The organism is Neisseria flavescens (assembly GCF_005221285.1).
Taxonomy (GTDB): domain Bacteria; phylum Pseudomonadota; class Gammaproteobacteria; order Burkholderiales; family Neisseriaceae; genus Neisseria; species Neisseria flavescens.
This window is the reverse complement of the sequence record NZ_CP039886.1, coordinates 1,151,184-1,166,999: the sequence shown is the minus strand read 5'-3', so window position 1 is coordinate 1,166,999 and position 15,816 is coordinate 1,151,184. Positions and strand designations below refer to the sequence as shown.

The following is a 15,816-nucleotide window of genomic DNA, read 5'->3' as shown; positions in this document are numbered from 1 at the left end:
GATGCTTATTTCTATTTTCAGACGGCATTTGAACAAGCAAGTATTGGGGCAATAGGTTAAAATGGGTCGTCTGAAATTTGTTTGACGGAAACGAGAAAACTATGTCCCAACAATACGTCTATTCTATGCTGCGCGTGAGCAAGGTTGTGCCGCCGCAAAAAACCATCATTAAAGACATTTCCCTTTCATTTTTCCCCGGCGCGAAAATCGGCCTGCTCGGTTTGAACGGCGCGGGCAAGTCCACCGTGCTGCGGATTATGGCGGGTGTGGATAAGGAATTTGAGGGCGAAGCCGTGCCGATGGGCGGCATCAAAATCGGCTATCTGCCGCAAGAGCCGGAGCTTGATCCTGAGAAAACCGTGCGCGAGGAAGTGGAAAGCGGTTTGGGCGAAGTGGCGGCGGCGCAGAAACGTTTGGAAGAAGTGTATGCCGAGTACGCCAATCCCGATGCGGATTTTGACGCGCTGGCGGAAGAACAGGGCCGCTTGGAAGCGATTATCGCGGCGGGTTCGTCCACGGGCGGCGGTGCGGAACACGAATTGGAAATCGCCGCCGATGCGCTGCGCCTGCCGGAATGGGATGCCAAAATCGGCAATCTGTCCGGCGGTGAAAAACGCCGCGTCGCTTTGTGCAAACTCTTGTTGAGCAAACCCGATATGCTGCTGCTGGACGAACCGACCAACCATTTGGATGCGGAATCGGTGGAATGGTTGGAGCAATTCCTGGTGCGCTTCCCCGGCACAGTCGTTGCGGTAACGCACGATCGCTATTTCCTCGACAACGCCGCCGAATGGATTTTGGAACTCGACCGAGGACACGGTATTCCGTGGAAAGGCAATTACTCGTCTTGGCTGGAGCAGAAAGAAAAACGCTTGGAAAACGAGGCGAAATCCGAAGCCGCGCGCGTGAAGGCGATGAAGCAGGAATTGGAATGGGTACGCCAAAATGCCAAAGGCCGCCAAGCCAAGTCCAAAGCGCGTTTGGCGCGTTTCGAGGAAATGAGCAACTACGAATACCAAAAACGCAATGAAACGCAAGAAATCTTTATCCCTGTTGCCGAGCGTTTGGGCAACGAAGTAATTGAATTTGTGAACGTTTCCAAATCGTTTGGCGATAAAGTGCTGATTGACGATTTGAGCTTCAAAGTGCCTGCGGGCGCGATTGTCGGCATCATCGGCCCGAACGGCGCGGGTAAATCGACGCTGTTCAAAATGATTTCGGGCAAAGAGCAGCCCGATTCCGGCGAAGTGAAAATCGGGCAAACCGTGAAAATGAGCCTGATTGACCAAAGCCGTGAAGGTTTGCAAAACGATAAAACCGTATTCGACAACATTGCCGAAGGCCGCGACATTTTGCAGGTCGGACAGTTTGAAATCCCCGCCCGCCAGTATTTGGGGCGTTTCAATTTCAAAGGTAGCGACCAAAGCAAAATCGCCGGCAACCTTTCCGGCGGCGAACGCGGTCGTTTGCACTTGGCGAAAACCTTGTTGGGCGGCGGCAATGTGTTGCTGCTGGACGAACCGTCCAACGACCTCGACGTGGAAACCCTGCGCGCGCTGGAAGACGCATTGCTGGAATTTGCCGGCAGCGTGATGGTGATTTCGCATGACCGCTGGTTCCTCGACCGCATCGCTACGCATATCTTGGCGTGTGAAGGCGACTCCAAATGGGTGTTCTTCGACGGCAACTATCAGGAATACGAAGCCGACAAGAAACGCCGACTCGGCGAAGAGGGCGCGAAACCGAAACGTATCCGTTACAAACCGGTAACACGTTAAGCAGGTTTGAATCAAAAGGCCGTCTGAAACTTTTAATGTTTCAGACGGCCTTTTATTTTTGATGTTTATGATTGTTTTCTTAATTGCGGATGGTTTTCCAATGTATCAATGATGATTTCAATCATGCGGGGGGCGGTTTGCTCTAAATCGAAGCCTTGACCTGAAGAAAGCCAGCGCCAAATCAAGCCGTCTAATGAAGACTTGATGAAGATGACCGCCATATCGATATCCAAATTATCCGCCAACGCTTTTTGTTGTACCGCATCAGTCAGGACGGCAACAATTTTTTCACGCCATAGCGCTTGGTGTTTTTTAGCGATGGCAATGACCGCCTCGTTTTGCTCGGTGTGTTCGCATTTTAAAAACAAAATGCTGTGGAATTTGTAGTGAAGCTCGTTGTGTTGCAGGCGCTCGAAAAAACGGGTCAGGGTCAGGCGGAAGCTTGGCCAAGCCTGTTCGTTATTGTTGTTCGAGTCTTCTTTCATGCAGCTTTCGATGTCGTCGCAAATCCGTTGGAACAAGGCGTCAAACAAATCTTCTTTATTTTTGAAATGCCAATACAGCGCGCCGCGCGTTACGCCTGCAGCTTGGGCGATTTCGTTGAGCGAGGTGCGGGCAATGCCTTTCCGATAAAACGTATCTAATGCGGCAAGCATGAGATATTCTTTGGTTTTTAAGGCTTCGGTTTTGGTTCTTCTCATGGTTTTTTTGTAGGAAATGTAAATTTATGGTTCGGATTATAAAAAATTACTTCTGAACATGCAAGAATGTATGTATAATTTAATTTAGTACTTGATAGTGCTTCTCAACACTATATAATCGGCCTGTTTTTCATAAAAACAGGCAATTTCTGTTTGTGAAATATGAGATTAAAGTAATCAATTTTTAATTAGTCAAACCCTTATTTATCATAGAGATAGGAAAATTATGGCTCTTTATGCTTCTAAAATGATGCGTGTCGCGGCAATTGCAGCAGCTACTGCGCTGGCACTTTCCGCTTGCGGCAAAGGCGATGAAAAAGCAGCCGGCCAACAGGCGCAAGGCAGTCAGCAACAGCAAAAACAACCTGCGCCTGAAGTCCGCGTGGTTACTGTGCATCCGGAAACTGTTGCATTGACAACCGAGTTGCCGGGCCGTCTGGAATCATTGCGTACTGCCGAAGTTCGCGCCCAAGTCGGCGGTATTCTGCAAAAACGCCTGTTCCAAGAGGGAAGCTATGTGCAAGCCGGTCAGCCTTTGTACCAAATCGACAGCTCAACTTATGAAGCAAATTTAGAAAGCGCACGCGCCCAGTTGGCAAGTGCGCAAGCTACTTTGGCTAAAGCGAATGCCGACTTAGCCCGCTATAAACCGCTGGTTGCCGCCGATGCCATCAGCCAACAAGAATATGATGCAGCCGTAACGGCCAAGCGTTCAGCAGAGGCAGGCGTCAAATCCGCTCAAGCAGCTATCAAATCTGCCGGTATCAGCCTGAACCGCTCCCGCATTACTGCGCCGATTTCCGGCTTTATCGGTCAATCTAAAGTTTCTGAAGGTACGCTGTTGAATTCCGGCGATACCACTGTTTTAGCCACCATTCAACAAACCAATCCGATGTATGTCAACGTTACCCAGTCTGCGAGTGAGGTCATGAAGCTGCGTCAACAGGTTGCCGAAGGCAAATTGTTGGCGGCAAACGGCGCGATTGCAGTGGATATCAAATTTGACGACGGTACGGTTTACCCTGAAAAAGGCCGTCTGCTGTTTGCAGATCCGACTGTCAACGAAACAACCGGTCAAATTACCTTGCGCGCCGCCATTCCTAACGACAGAAATATCTTGATGCCGGGCTTGTATGTGCGAGTGTTGATGGAACAAGTGGCAGTAGATAATGCATTTGTAGTGCCACAACAAGCAGTTACCCGCGGTTCGCAAGATACGGTAATGGTGGTGAATGACAAGAATGAAATGGAAGCGCGTGTCGTGACCGTTGCCCAACAGCAAGGTACCAACTGGGTTATTACAGACGGCCTGAAAGATGGCGACAAAGTGATTGTTGAAGGCATCAGCATTGCCGCTATGTCGGGTGCTAAACAGGTAACGCCGAAAGAATGGACACCGCCTGCAAACGCTGCGGCGGCAACACCGGCAGTTTCAGACGGCCAGGCTGCATCCGAGGCCAAGCCTGAAGCTAAAGCTGCATCTGAAGCCAAATAAGGAATGCGTGAATGTCTAAGTTTTTTATTGACCGCCCCATCTTTGCATGGGTTATTGCGATTTTTATCATCGCAGCGGGTATTTTCGGTATTCAAAAACTGCCGATTTCCCAATATCCGTCCGTTGCAGCGCCGACCATTACTTTGACTGCTACTTATCCGGGTGCTTCTGCTCAGGTAATGGAAGACAGCGTGCTTGCCGTTATCGAACGTAATATGTACGGTGTGGAAGGTTTGGACTATATGACGACTTCTGCCAATTCCAGCGGCAGCGGCAGCGTGAGTCTGACGTTTACACCGGAAACCAATGAAGATTTGGCACAAGTAGACGTACAGAACAAACTGTCGGAAGTATTGTCTACATTGCCCTCTACCGTACAACAATATGGTGTAATCGTATCTAAGGCGCGTTCCAACTTCTTGCAAATAGTGATGCTTTCTTCCGAAAGGCAATCCATTGAGGAGATGAATGACTACGCGCAACGCAATATCGTGCCTGAGTTGCAACGTATCGACGGCGTGGGTCAGGTTCGATTGTTCGGTGCGCAACGCGCTATGCGTATTTGGGTTGACCCGAAAAAACTGCAAAACTACAACCTGTCTTTTGCAACGGTAACCAATGCACTGGCTACTCAAAATATCCAAATTTCTGCAGGCTCTATCGGTTCTTTGCCGGCGGCTGCAGGTCAGACCATTTCGGCAACTGTGACGGCGCAAGGTCAGCTGAGCACTGCTGAAGAGTTTGGCAATATCATTTTGGTATCCAATACCGACGGCTCGAATGTCTATCTGAAAGACGTTGCCAAAGTCAGCTTGGGTATGCAGGACTATTCTTCTTCCACCCGCTTGAACGGCGTGAATACCACCGGTATGGCAGTGATGCTGTCTAACAGCGGTAACGCTTTGGCAACGGCGACTGCCGTGAAAGAAAAAATGGCGGTTTTGCAGAAGTATTTTCCAGACGGCATGAGCTGGAAAGTTCCTTACGATACTTCCAAATTTGTGGAAATTTCGATTGAGAAAGTGATCCATACACTTTTGGAAGCCATCGTATTGGTATTCTTGGTGATGTATCTCTTCCTGCAAAACATCCGCTATACGCTGATTCCGACCATTGTCGTACCGATTTCCCTGTTGGGCGGTTTTGCCTTCATCTCATACATGGGTATGTCGATTAACGTATTGACCATGTTTGCGATGGTATTGGTGATCGGTATTGTGGTCGATGACGCGATTGTGGTCGTTGAAAACGTTGAGCGTATTATGGCGAGCGAAGGTTTATCGCCTAAGGCTGCAACCAAAAAAGCAATGGGTCAGATTTCCGGCGCGGTTATCGGTATTACTGCCGTGTTGATGTCCGTATTTGTTCCACTGGCAATGTTTAGCGGTGCAACCGGTAATATTTACAAACAGTTCGCTTTAACCATGGCGGCGTCGATTGCATTCTCCGCATTCCTTGCCTTGACGCTGACTCCGGCATTGTGTGCCACCATGCTCAAACCGATTCAGAAGGGGCATCACGAAGAGAAAAAAGGTTTCTTCGGTTGGTTTAACAAGAAATTCGACAACTGGACACACGGCTACGAAGGCTGGGTTGCCAAAGTCTTGCGCAAGACTTTGCGCATGATGGTTGTCTATATTGGTTTGACTGTTGTGGGCGTATTCCTGTTTATGCGTCTGCCGACTTCCTTCTTGCCGACTGAAGACCAAGGTAACTTGATGTTAAGCGTACAGCTGCCTGCCGGTGCGACCAAAGAGCGTACCGATGCAACTTTGGCTCAAATCACTCAACTGGCAAAATCTGTACCTGAGATCGAGAACATCATTACCGTTTCCGGCTTCAGTTTTAGCGGTTCAGGTCAAAACATGGCTTTGGGCTTTGTCATTCTGAAAGACTGGAGCGAACGTACTGCTCCGGGCAGCGATGCGACTTCTATTTCCGGTAAGTTGACCGGCATGATGATGGCTACGCTGAAAGACGGTTTCGGTTTGGCAATTGTGCCTCCTGCCATTATGGAATTGGGTACAGGTTCCGGCTTGACGATTTATCTGCAAGACCGTAACAACAGCGGCCATGCTGCATTATTGGCCAAGCGCAATGAGCTGATTGACAAAATGCGCAAAAGCGGTTTGTTTAACCCAAGGACTGTTCGTGCGAGCGGTTTGGAAGATGCGCCGCAGTTAAAAATCGACATCAACCGCTCTGCCGCAGCCGCACAAGGTATTTCGTTCTCTGATATCCGTACTGCTTTGGCTTCTGCTTTGGGTTCGTCTTATGTAAACGACTTCCCGAATCAAGGCCGTCTGCAACGCGTGATGGTACAAGCTGATGCGAGTGCCCGTATGCAGCCTGCCGATATTCTGAACCTGACCGTGCCGAACAAATCCGGCGTTGCCGTACCGCTTTCTACCATTGCTACTGTTTCTTGGGAAAACGGTATGGAACAAAGCGTCCGCTTCAATGGTTATCCGGCAATGGAGCTTTCCGGCTCGCCTGTTAATGGCGTATCTTCCGGTCAGGCCATGGCTGCGGTACAGCAAATGGTTGATGAAATGGGCGGCGGTTACAGTCTGGAATGGGGCGGTCAGTCTCGTGAAGAGGCCAAGGGTAGCTCGCAAACTGTCGTGTTGTACGCATTGGCCGCTGCCGCTGTATTCTTGGTATTGGCTGCTTTGTACGAAAGCTGGTCTATCCCGTTGGCGGTTATCCTTGTGATTCCGTTGGGCTTGATTGGCGCGGCATTGGGCGTGACCGGCCGTAACATGTTTGAAGCCTTGCTGGGCAGTATTCCGGCATACGCCAACGATATCTACTTCCAAGTCGGTTTCGTTACGGTGATGGGTTTGAGTGCGAAAAACGCGATTTTGATTATCGAGTTTGCCAAAGACCTGCAAGCGCAAGGCAAGAGCGCGCTTGAAGCTGCGCTTGCCGCCGCACACTTGCGTTTCCGTCCGATTATCATGACTTCGTTCGCCTTCATCTTGGGCGTGGTACCGCTCTATGTTGCCAGCGGTGCAAGCTCCGCCAGTCAACGTGCGATTGGTACGACCGTGTTCTGGGGTATGTTGATCGGTACGATTCTGTCTGTGTTCCTTGTGCCTTTGTTCTATGTGGTTGTGCGCAAATTCTTCAAGGAAACTGCACACGAGCATGAGATGGCCGCCAAACACGCCGCTGAAGCCGGCATGATTGAAGACGGTAAACACGATTCAGACAAGCACTAAAGCAAAGGCCGTCTGAAAACTTTTCAGACGGCCTCAAAATGCTAAAGGATTCTAAAATGAAGAAGATTACATTCAAACCTGTACTGACCGCTGTTGCCGCCGCCGTGGCTTTGTCGGCCTGTACCATGATGCCGAAATATGAGCAGCCCCAAGTTGCCGTGGCCGATACGTTTAAATACGACACCGTTGACGACGGTATCCGTGCCGCCGAATTGGGTTGGCAAGATTACTTTGCCGATCCGCGCCTTCACCGCCTGATCGACATCGCATTGGAACGCAATACCGATTTGCGTACAGCCGCGCTGAATGCGGAAATCTACCGCAAGCAATATATGATTGCGCGTAATAACTTGTTGCCAACCGTCAATGCCAGCGGTACAGGTTCGCGTCAAGGCAGCTTGAGCGGCGGCAGCGTCAGCAGCCAATACAGCGTGGGTTTGGGCGCAGCCTCTTATGAACTCGACCTCTTCGGCCGTGTCCGCAGCACCAGCGAAGCCGCGTTGCAAGGTTATTTCAATGTGGCCGCTAACCGCGATGCCGCCCATCTGACCTTGATTTCTACCGTTGCCAAAGCCTACTTTAACGAACGCTATGCCGAAGAAACCATGGCATTGGCACAACGCGTGTTGCAAACCCGTGAAGCGACTTACAAGCTCTCGCAATTACGCCATAAGGCCGGCGTGATTTCTGCCGTTGATTTGCGCCAACAGGAAGCGCTGATTGAATCGGCCAAAGCCGATTACGCATCCGCGGTGAAAAATCGCGAGCAAGCACGCAATTCCTTGGCTATGCTGATTAATCAACCTTTGCCTGAAGACTTGCCTGCCGGTTTACCTTTGAGCAAGCAGTTCAAAATGACCAAACTGCCTGCCGGTTTGAGTTCGGACGTGTTGCTCAACCGTCCGGATATCCGTGCGGCCGAACACGCGCTCAAACAAGCCAATGCCAATATCGGCGCGGCTCGTGCGGCGTTTTTCCCACGCATCAGCCTGACCGGTTCGGTCGGTACCGCTTCCGGCGAGTTGAGCGGCCTGTTTAAGAGCGGCACGGGTATTTGGGCTTTTGCACCGTCAATCACTCTGCCTATCTTTGACTGGGGCACAAACAAAGCCAATCTTGACGTAGCCAAACTGCGCCAACAGGCACAAATCGTTGCTTATGAAGCCGCTGTTCAATCCGCATTCAAAGACGTTTCCAATGCGTTGGTTGCACGTGAACAGCTGGATAAAAGCTATGCCGCTTTGAGCAAACAAAGCCGTGCCTACAACGACAGCCTACGCCTCATCAGCCTGCGCTACAAACATGGCGTATCCAGCGCATTGGATTTGCTGGATGCAGAGCGCAGCAGTTACAGCGCAGAAACTGCTCTTTTGGCCAATCAGCTGACCCGGTTGGAAAATCTTGCCGACTTGTATAAAGCACTTGGCGGTGGTTTGAAACGCGAAACCAAAGCTGCCGAATAAGTATTTGCCTGCTAAGATTAAAAGGCCGTCTGAAACATTTGGATTTCAGACGGCCTTTTTGTTAGGCGGCAATTCTAAGCTTTTAATTTCTCGCTTAAAGTGGCGACATAGGCTGCGCGTTCGTTACGGCTGGCTTCGGGCTGGTGTGTGTTGAGCGAAGACCATTTGCGGTTGCTGCGTGCTTTGTTGAGTTCGCTTGGCAATTTGGCCGCATTCCATGGCGCTTTGCGTTCTTTTAGCTCGATATGAGATTGAGCCGCATGGCCGCGCGTTTGCAAGACGTGCAACAAATCCAGTGCGCGTGCGGTGAGCAGGGTAAGGGTTTCCGGATCGGTATGCAGGGTTTGTCGGCCGTTGATTTTGTCGGTGATGTCTTGGGCATTGGGCAAAATGCCGCCCAACAGTCCGCCGATGGCTGTACCCAAACCAAGCGAGCCGCCAAGCGTGGCAATGTCCAAGCCTAGACCGATGAGTGCGCCTGCGGTTGCGCCGGTACCGGTACGGATGCCGTAATGTTTGAGCAATTCGCTGTCAAACGGATCTTGTTTGAAGGCTTTGGGCATCCATGTGCTGTCACTGCCAACTTCGTCGTGATAGAAGCGGTAAAGTGTGAACAGGCGTTGTTGCATTTGCCGCTCAAGTTGGCGGATTTCCGATTGCATGACTTCCAAAGTCGGGGCAGGGTCGTCGTTTTCGGCAATTTCTTGGGTAAATGCAGCGGCATCCAGCAGAAAATCGGCAATTTCACGACGCGCTTCCGTATCCAACCGTTGCCACTCGCGACGGCGCATATTGATGAGGCGGTCGAGGATGTCGCGCTTAGGTAACATGGTGGCAAGGTTGTCCCACAATCGGATTTCGCCTTCAAAGTCGAAGGCAACGGTATCGAAACCGGCGTAAACATGCAGGGTTCGACGGGCGAGCATATTGATCCAAGCGGTCAGGTCTTGATTTTGGGTGAAGTTGAACACGGGCATGATGGGCTTGGCGCACCAAGACAAAATGGTCAGCTCGTCTTTGTATTTGTCGAGAACGGGTTCCCGCGCGTCGATGACGTACATGGCCATATCGCTTTGCATGACTTGGCGCAGCACTTTTGCCTCTTGGTTAAACTCGTGATGCGCTTCATGATTGCTAAGGAATTGTTGGATGCGTTCAATGCCGTCATCGCGTGCGGATGTATGGGTTTCCAGCCAGTCTAACACGCCGCCTGCATCTTCAAGGCCGGGTGTGTCGTAGAGGTAAACCAAGCTGTCGTCGCCGTCGTTGATAAGGGCTTCTTCGACATGGCGCGTGGTGGATGGCGCGTTTTTCACTTCGCCGAAGGTACTGTCGCGCAAAAGCGTACGTAAGAGCGAGGTTTTGCCTGTGTTGGTATGGCCGACAACGGCAAGGGAAAGTGGGGTGGTCATGGTCTTTGGGTCGGGTTGATATGGACTATGAATGTGTGAGTATGGAGCCGTTTATCTTTAGTGGCAATATATGTTTCAGACGGCCCTAAATTTTTTATATATGGGCGAAAATAGCAAGAAAAAGAGGAGGATAGTGGATTTGTTGTTTTTTAGCAAAATACTTGAAAATAGATAGGAAAACAGTTGACAGACGGGTAGAAGGCTAGGATAATTCGCGCCGTTGAGTTGCTTGATGCAGCTTGATTTTTCTCCTCTATTTCTCCTTTGTAGACTTGGCGCATATCGAAACGGTATGCGCATTTTTTTATCTGTATTGAAATATGATTACATTTAAAATTTGTAAATCGAATAATTAAGAAACTTTACAAGAAAAATACTTGCACGGTTGAGCCTCTTATTGCATAATTCGTTTCGTTAGCTGGTTCGAGTAGTCAGTTAATAGTTTCTCCTCTATTTCTCCTTTGTAGACTTGGCACGCATTCTGTCGAATGTGTGCATTTTTTTTGCCTATTTAAAATAAAGGCCGTCTGAATGTTGTAATCTTTCAGACGGCCTTTGTTGGTTGAATAGAATTAGATGTCTAATACTACTTCTTCTTTGACTTCTTCCATGACAACATAGCTGCGGCTTTCGGACGCAGCCGGCAGTTGCAGCAGGATATTGCCGAGCATATCGCGATAGGCGGACATATTGGGCAGGCGGACTTTGATGAGGTAATCGTATTCGCCGGAGACCAAGTGGCATTCTAGAATTTGCGGAATCTTCAGCACTTCGCGTTTGAAGTCTTCAAAAATATTGCCGGATTTAGAGCGCAGTTTCAGTTCGACAAAGACCAAAAGGCTTTGACCTAAAGCATGAGGATTCAAATGGGCGTGATAGCCGGTAATAAGGTTGTCGCGTTCCAAGCGGCGGACGCGTTCGGTTACCGGCGTGGTGGAGAGGCCGACTTTTTCAGCCAATTCGGTCATGGGGATACGTGCGTTTTGTTGTAGGAGCTTGAGAATTTTTAAGTCGGTTTTGTCGAGTTCTTTCATGGCCTTGATGTCTGTCGTTTTCATTTGGATTGAATCATAACCTTAAAACAGGCTGAGAAGAAGCATAAATGCCTAAAGTAGTGTATGAGGTCTAAATTATGAATAGATTATTTCATAGAATCCTGTGTAGTTTTTGACCTATAATATTTACTTCAAAGTAATGGAGCAGGCCGTCTGAAACGGAATGCCGATAAGAGGAATACATTATGCGTCCGCTCAATGCGCAAATCCGTTTGGATAATTTACGTCAAAATTATCGTTTTCTCAAAGAGTTGCACGGCAATAAATTGTTGGCTGTGATTAAGGCCGATGCGTACGGGCATGGTGCGGTCAGATGCGCACACGCGTTGGCGGATATTGCCGACGGCTTTGCGGTGGCAACGGTAGATGAAGGCGTGGAATTGCGTCAAAACGGCATTAAAAATCCGATTGTTTTGTTGGAAGGCGTGTTTGATGCTGCCGAGTATGCGGATGTTGACCGTTATGATTTGTGGCCGGCAATCGGCAGCCAATGGCAGTTGGAGGCGTTTGTGCATCATGAGTGGCAACGTCCGACAACCGTATGGCTGAAAATGGACTCAGGTATGCACCGTGCCGGTTTCTTTCCGCATAACTACGCCGCCGCCTATACTGCATTGAAACAATCCGAATCGGTTGAAAACATTGTGAAATTCAGCCATTTTGCTTGCGCGGACGAGCCGGAAAACGGTATGACCGAAATGCAGCTTGAAGCGTTTGATTTGGCGTGTGAGGGTTTGGAAGGCGAAGAGAGCTTGGCCAATTCCGCCGCGATTTTGAACGTACCTGAAGCACGCCGCAATTGGGGACGTGCCGGTCTGGCCTTATATGGTATTTCGCCTTTCGGCGGCGTAGATGAGCGTTTGAAACCTGTTATGCGCCTGACTTCCCGCGTTTTCGGCGAGCGCGTGTTGCAACCGCATTCTCCGATTGGTTACGGCGCAACGTTCTACACCAGCAAATCTACCCGTGTCGGTTTGATTGCCTGCGGCTATGCCGACGGTTATCCGCGTCGCGCTTCCACTAATTCTCCTGTAGCGGTGGATGGCAAACGCAGCCGTATTATCGGCAGGGTATCTATGGATATGATTACGGTTGAGTTGGAAGCCTCGAAAGAGGGCTTGGGCGCGGAAGTCGAGCTTTGGGGCGATGTGATTAATATTAATGAAGTTTCCGAAGTTGCCAGTATGATTCCGTACGAAATCCTCTGCAATATCAAACGTGCGAAGTTTACTTATATCGAGTAATCAATAAAAGAACAGGCCGTCTGAAATGTGTTTTCAGACGGCCTTTTTGTTATTTGCAATTAAAACGATTCGTCAGCACGTAAATAACGCCATTTGCCCGGCGGCAGTCTGCCGAGTTTGACTTTGCCCATACGGATGCGTTTCAAACCGACGACACGCAGACCGACCAGTTCGCACATGCGGCGGATTTGGCGTTTTTTGCCTTGTCGCAAAATAAAGCGCAACTGGTCTTCGTTTTGCCATTCGACTTTGGCGGGACGCAATTTTTCTCCGTCCAAACTCAAGCCGTGGTTGAGCAGGGCGAGGCCTTTGTCGTCCAGTTTGCCGCGGACGCGGACGAGGTATTCTTTTTCGCTGTTGCTGTTTTCGCCAATCAGTTGTTTGGCAATGCGGCCGTCCTGAGTGAGTACCAACAATCCGACGGAGTCGATATCCAGGCGGCCGGCGGGGGCCAAACCGAATTTGTGCTTTTCGCTGAAAGGGATACGGCTGTCATCGTCTTCCCAATGGTTGTTGGCGGTAATGAGTTCGGCGGCGGATTTATAGCCTTTTTCTGCCTGCGCGCTGACGTAGCCGACGGGTTTGTTCAGAATGATGGTGACGCGCGCAGCTTGTTTTTCATGGGCTTGTTTGTTGAGGTCGATGCGGTCGAGCTCGGTGACTTTTTGACCGAGTACGGCGGTTTGTCCGTTGACTTTGACCCAGCCTTGCTCGATGTAGCTGTCTGCCTCGCGGCGCGAGCATAAGCCCAATTGCGCCATGCGTTTGGAGAGGCGCATGGTTTCGAAATCGTTGTTTTGCATGGTATGGCAATATAGAGAAATGGGAATGTCGGATTATAGCATTGACCGTTTGTCAGGCCGTCTGAAAACTGAAGATTTGGATTTTCAGACGGCCTTTCACTTGCGATATGTTAAGAAATTTTTAGTTTTAAAGTAAAAACTAAAGGGTGTATTGTCTGTTTGTGTTAATCTTACGGACGAACTAATCATTTTGTTTTCAGTCGAATTTGGGTTGAAATGACATTTCACTCTGAAATCATGAAGACTATAATGATTGGTCTTTCTGAAGCGCATTAAGGCAGTTTGTCGCTAAAGCAAGCCTTTGTGCATCACGTTTTAAGGATAAATCAATGAAATCGCTCAAATCATTTTTGATCTGGGGCATAGTGGTACTGGTCGGCGTAGCATCCTTTACCACTTTAGCTCTCAGCCGCGGCGAACAGGTCAGCGCGGTATGGATGGTTACCGCCGCCATATCCGTTTACTGCATCGCCTACCGTTTTTACAGCCTCTACATCGCCAACCGCGTGATGCGGCTCGATCCTGACCGCCTGACTCCGGCAGAACGCCACAACGACGGTTTGGACTACGTTCCGACGCACAAAGGCGTATTGTTCGGACACCACTTTGCCGCGATTGCCGGCGCGGGCCCTTTGGTCGGTCCGGTTTTGGCGGCGCAAATGGGTTATCTGCCCGGTACTTTGTGGATTATCTTCGGCGTGGTATTTGCCGGCGCGGTACAGGATATGATGGTCTTGTTCGTCTCTATGCGCCGCGACGGTAAGTCTTTGGGCGATATTGTGAAACAGGAACTCGGCACTGTTCCCGGCGTGATTGCGTCCATCGGTATTTTGATGATTATGGTCATCATTATGGCGGTGTTGGCGTTGATTGTCGTAAAAGCGCTGGTTCACAGCCCTTGGGGTACGTTTACCATTGCCGCAACGATGCCGATTGCGCTGTTTATGGGTATCTACACGCGTTATATCCGTCCGGGCAAAATCGGCGAAATTTCCATCGTCGGCTTTATTTTGCTGATGTTGGCGGTGGTTTACGGCGAAGATGTGGCGAAAAGTTCCTTTGGGCATTGGTTCGACCTTGACGGCATCCAATTGACTTGGGCGATTATGATTTACGGTTTCGTGGCTTCAGTATTGCCGGTCTGGCTCTTGCTGACCCCGCGCGACTATCTCTCTACCTTCCTGAAAATCGGTACGATCGCGGCCTTGGCTTTGGGCATCGTCATTGTCAATCCCGCTTTGCAAATGCCTGCGGTTACCCACTTTATCGACGGTTCCGGCCCGGTATTCTCAGGCGCATTGTTCCCGTTCTTGTTCATCACCATCGCCTGCGGTGCGGTTTCGGGCTTCCACGCGCTGATTTCTTCCGGCACTACGCCGAAAATGCTGGAAAACGAAACCCACGTCCGTATGATCGGTTACGGCGGTATGTTGATGGAAAGTTTCGTAGCCATTATGGCGCTTGCTGCCGCCGCTTCGCTTGATCCCGGCGTGTACTTCGCGATGAACAGCCCTGCCGCCCTGATCGGTACGGATGCCAATACCGCCGCCGAAGTGATTACCACCAAGCTGAACTTCCCTGTCGATGCCGCAACCCTGTTGCACACCGCTAAGGAAGTCGGCGAAAACACCATCCTGTCCCGTGCGGGCGGTGCACCCACTCTCGCAGTCGGTATGGCGCACATTATGAGCCGCCTGATTCCGGGCGAAGCCATGATGGCGTTCTGGTATCACTTCGCCCTGCTGTTTGAGGCCTTGTTCATTTTGACCGCCGTCGATGCCGGTACGCGCGTCGCACGCTTCATGATTCAAGACTTGGGCAGTATTTTCTACAAACCTTTCGGTAACACCGACTCCATTCCTGCCAACCTGATTGCGACCTTCTTCGCCGTGGCATTGTGGGGCTACTTCCTCTACACCGGCGTAACCGACCCGTTGGGCGGCATCAACTCGCTCTGGCCTTTGTTCGGCATCGCCAACCAAATGCTGGCAGGCGTAGCCTTGATTATGTGTGCCGTTGTGTTGATTAAGATGAAGCGCGACCGTTATGTCTGGGTGGCACTCGTCCCCGCCGTCGGCGTACTGTTTGTAACCTGCTATGCCGGCCTGCAAAAACTGTTCCACAGCGACCCGCGCGTCAGCTTCCTTGCCCACGCCGGCAAATACAGCGACGCATTGGCTAAAAACGAAGTCCTCGCACCGGCTAAAGACATCGGCGAAATGGCGCAAATCATCTTCAACGACAAAATCAATGCCGGTCTGACCGCATTGTTCCTCTTAGTCGTCGTCATCGTTGCCATCTACGGCGTACGTACCGCCCTCAAAGCACGCAAAGTCGGCTGGCCGACCGCCAAAGAAATCCCGGCGGTGTACCGCGACGGCAAACAACCGGAGGCACAAAGTGAGGCATAAGCTCGCGTCTTGGTGGAAAACCATCAAACTGACGGCAAACTTGATGGCAGGCGTGCCAGATTATGAAAACTACGTTGCACAACAACGCAAACATAATCCCAACGCCCCCGTGATGACCAAGCTGCAATTTCAAGACTATTGCCGCAAACGCCGCTGCGGAGCAAACGGCGGACGCTGTTGTTGATTAAGGCATGAAGAAAAGGCCGTCTGAAAATACTTTCAGACGGCCT

Annotated in this window: 11 protein-coding genes; 7 read left to right on the top strand and 4 right to left on the bottom strand. The window is 50.4% G+C overall.

Going from position 1 to position 15,816, the window contains the following annotated elements; genetic code table 11:
• Positions 1-101: 101 nt before the first annotated feature.
• Positions 102-1,778: an energy-dependent translational throttle protein EttA gene (gene ettA, locus FAH67_RS06000; protein WP_039863922.1), complete on the top strand. Its 1,677-nt coding sequence runs from the start codon at positions 102-104 to the stop codon at positions 1,776-1,778.
• Between the two features lie 65 nt (positions 1,779-1,843).
• Here ettA and mtrR read toward each other — a convergent pair whose 3' ends face one another.
• A complete protein-coding gene (gene mtrR, locus FAH67_RS05995) occupies positions 1,844-2,479 on the bottom strand; it encodes a multidrug efflux system transcriptional repressor MtrR (protein ID WP_003680562.1) in 636 nt (211 codons plus the stop codon).
• 226 nt (positions 2,480-2,705) lie between these two features.
• On the opposite strand from mtrR, the gene FAH67_RS05990 reads away from it, so the two are divergent.
• Genes FAH67_RS05990 through FAH67_RS05980 form a run of 3 tightly spaced genes read left to right on the top strand, consistent with a single transcriptional unit; the run spans position 2,706 to position 8,661 of the window.
• Complete coding sequence (locus FAH67_RS05990; RefSeq protein ID WP_003680561.1) at positions 2,706-3,974, top strand: efflux RND transporter periplasmic adaptor subunit; 1,269 nt, start codon at positions 2,706-2,708, stop codon at positions 3,972-3,974.
• An 11-nt stretch (positions 3,975-3,985) separates the two neighbouring features.
• Positions 3,986-7,198 carry an efflux RND transporter permease subunit gene (locus FAH67_RS05985; RefSeq protein ID WP_003680560.1) on the top strand — a complete coding sequence of 1,071 codons (3,213 nt, stop codon included), beginning with the start codon at positions 3,986-3,988 and terminating at the stop codon, positions 7,196-7,198.
• Between the two features lie 56 nt (positions 7,199-7,254).
• Complete coding sequence (locus tag FAH67_RS05980) at positions 7,255-8,661, top strand: efflux transporter outer membrane subunit (protein ID WP_112890818.1); 1,407 nt, start codon at positions 7,255-7,257, stop codon at positions 8,659-8,661.
• A gap of 74 nt (positions 8,662-8,735) precedes the next feature.
• Here the strand turns inward: FAH67_RS05980 and FAH67_RS05975 are convergent, their stop codons facing one another.
• Positions 8,736-10,073 carry a GTPase/DUF3482 domain-containing protein gene (locus FAH67_RS05975; RefSeq protein WP_003680558.1) on the bottom strand — a complete coding sequence of 446 codons (1,338 nt, stop codon included), beginning with the start codon at positions 10,071-10,073 and terminating at the stop codon, positions 8,736-8,738.
• 572 nt (positions 10,074-10,645) lie between these two features.
• Complete coding sequence (locus FAH67_RS05970) at positions 10,646-11,107, bottom strand: winged helix-turn-helix transcriptional regulator (RefSeq protein WP_079453694.1); 462 nt, start codon at positions 11,105-11,107, stop codon at positions 10,646-10,648.
• 206 nt (positions 11,108-11,313) lie between these two features.
• Here FAH67_RS05970 and alr point away from each other — a divergent pair, with 206 nt between their 5' ends.
• Positions 11,314-12,372 carry an alanine racemase gene (alr, locus tag FAH67_RS05965; RefSeq protein WP_003680556.1) on the top strand — a complete coding sequence of 353 codons (1,059 nt, stop codon included), beginning with the start codon at positions 11,314-11,316 and terminating at the stop codon, positions 12,370-12,372.
• A 59-nt stretch (positions 12,373-12,431) separates the two neighbouring features.
• Here alr and FAH67_RS05960 read toward each other — a convergent pair whose 3' ends face one another.
• Positions 12,432-13,175 (bottom strand): pseudouridine synthase, encoded by a 744-nt coding sequence (locus FAH67_RS05960; protein ID WP_003680554.1) that lies wholly within the window; start codon positions 13,173-13,175, stop codon positions 12,432-12,434.
• 329 nt (positions 13,176-13,504) lie between these two features.
• On the opposite strand from FAH67_RS05960, the gene FAH67_RS05955 reads away from it, so the two are divergent.
• A complete protein-coding gene (locus FAH67_RS05955; protein WP_003680553.1) occupies positions 13,505-15,586 on the top strand; it encodes a carbon starvation CstA family protein in 2,082 nt (693 codons plus the stop codon).
• Entirely contained in the window at positions 15,576-15,770 is a 195-nt protein-coding gene (locus FAH67_RS05950) for a YbdD/YjiX family protein (RefSeq protein ID WP_039863921.1), read from the top strand. The genes FAH67_RS05955 and FAH67_RS05950 overlap by 11 nt, the downstream gene beginning before the upstream one ends.
• Positions 15,771-15,816: the final 46 nt, after the last annotated feature.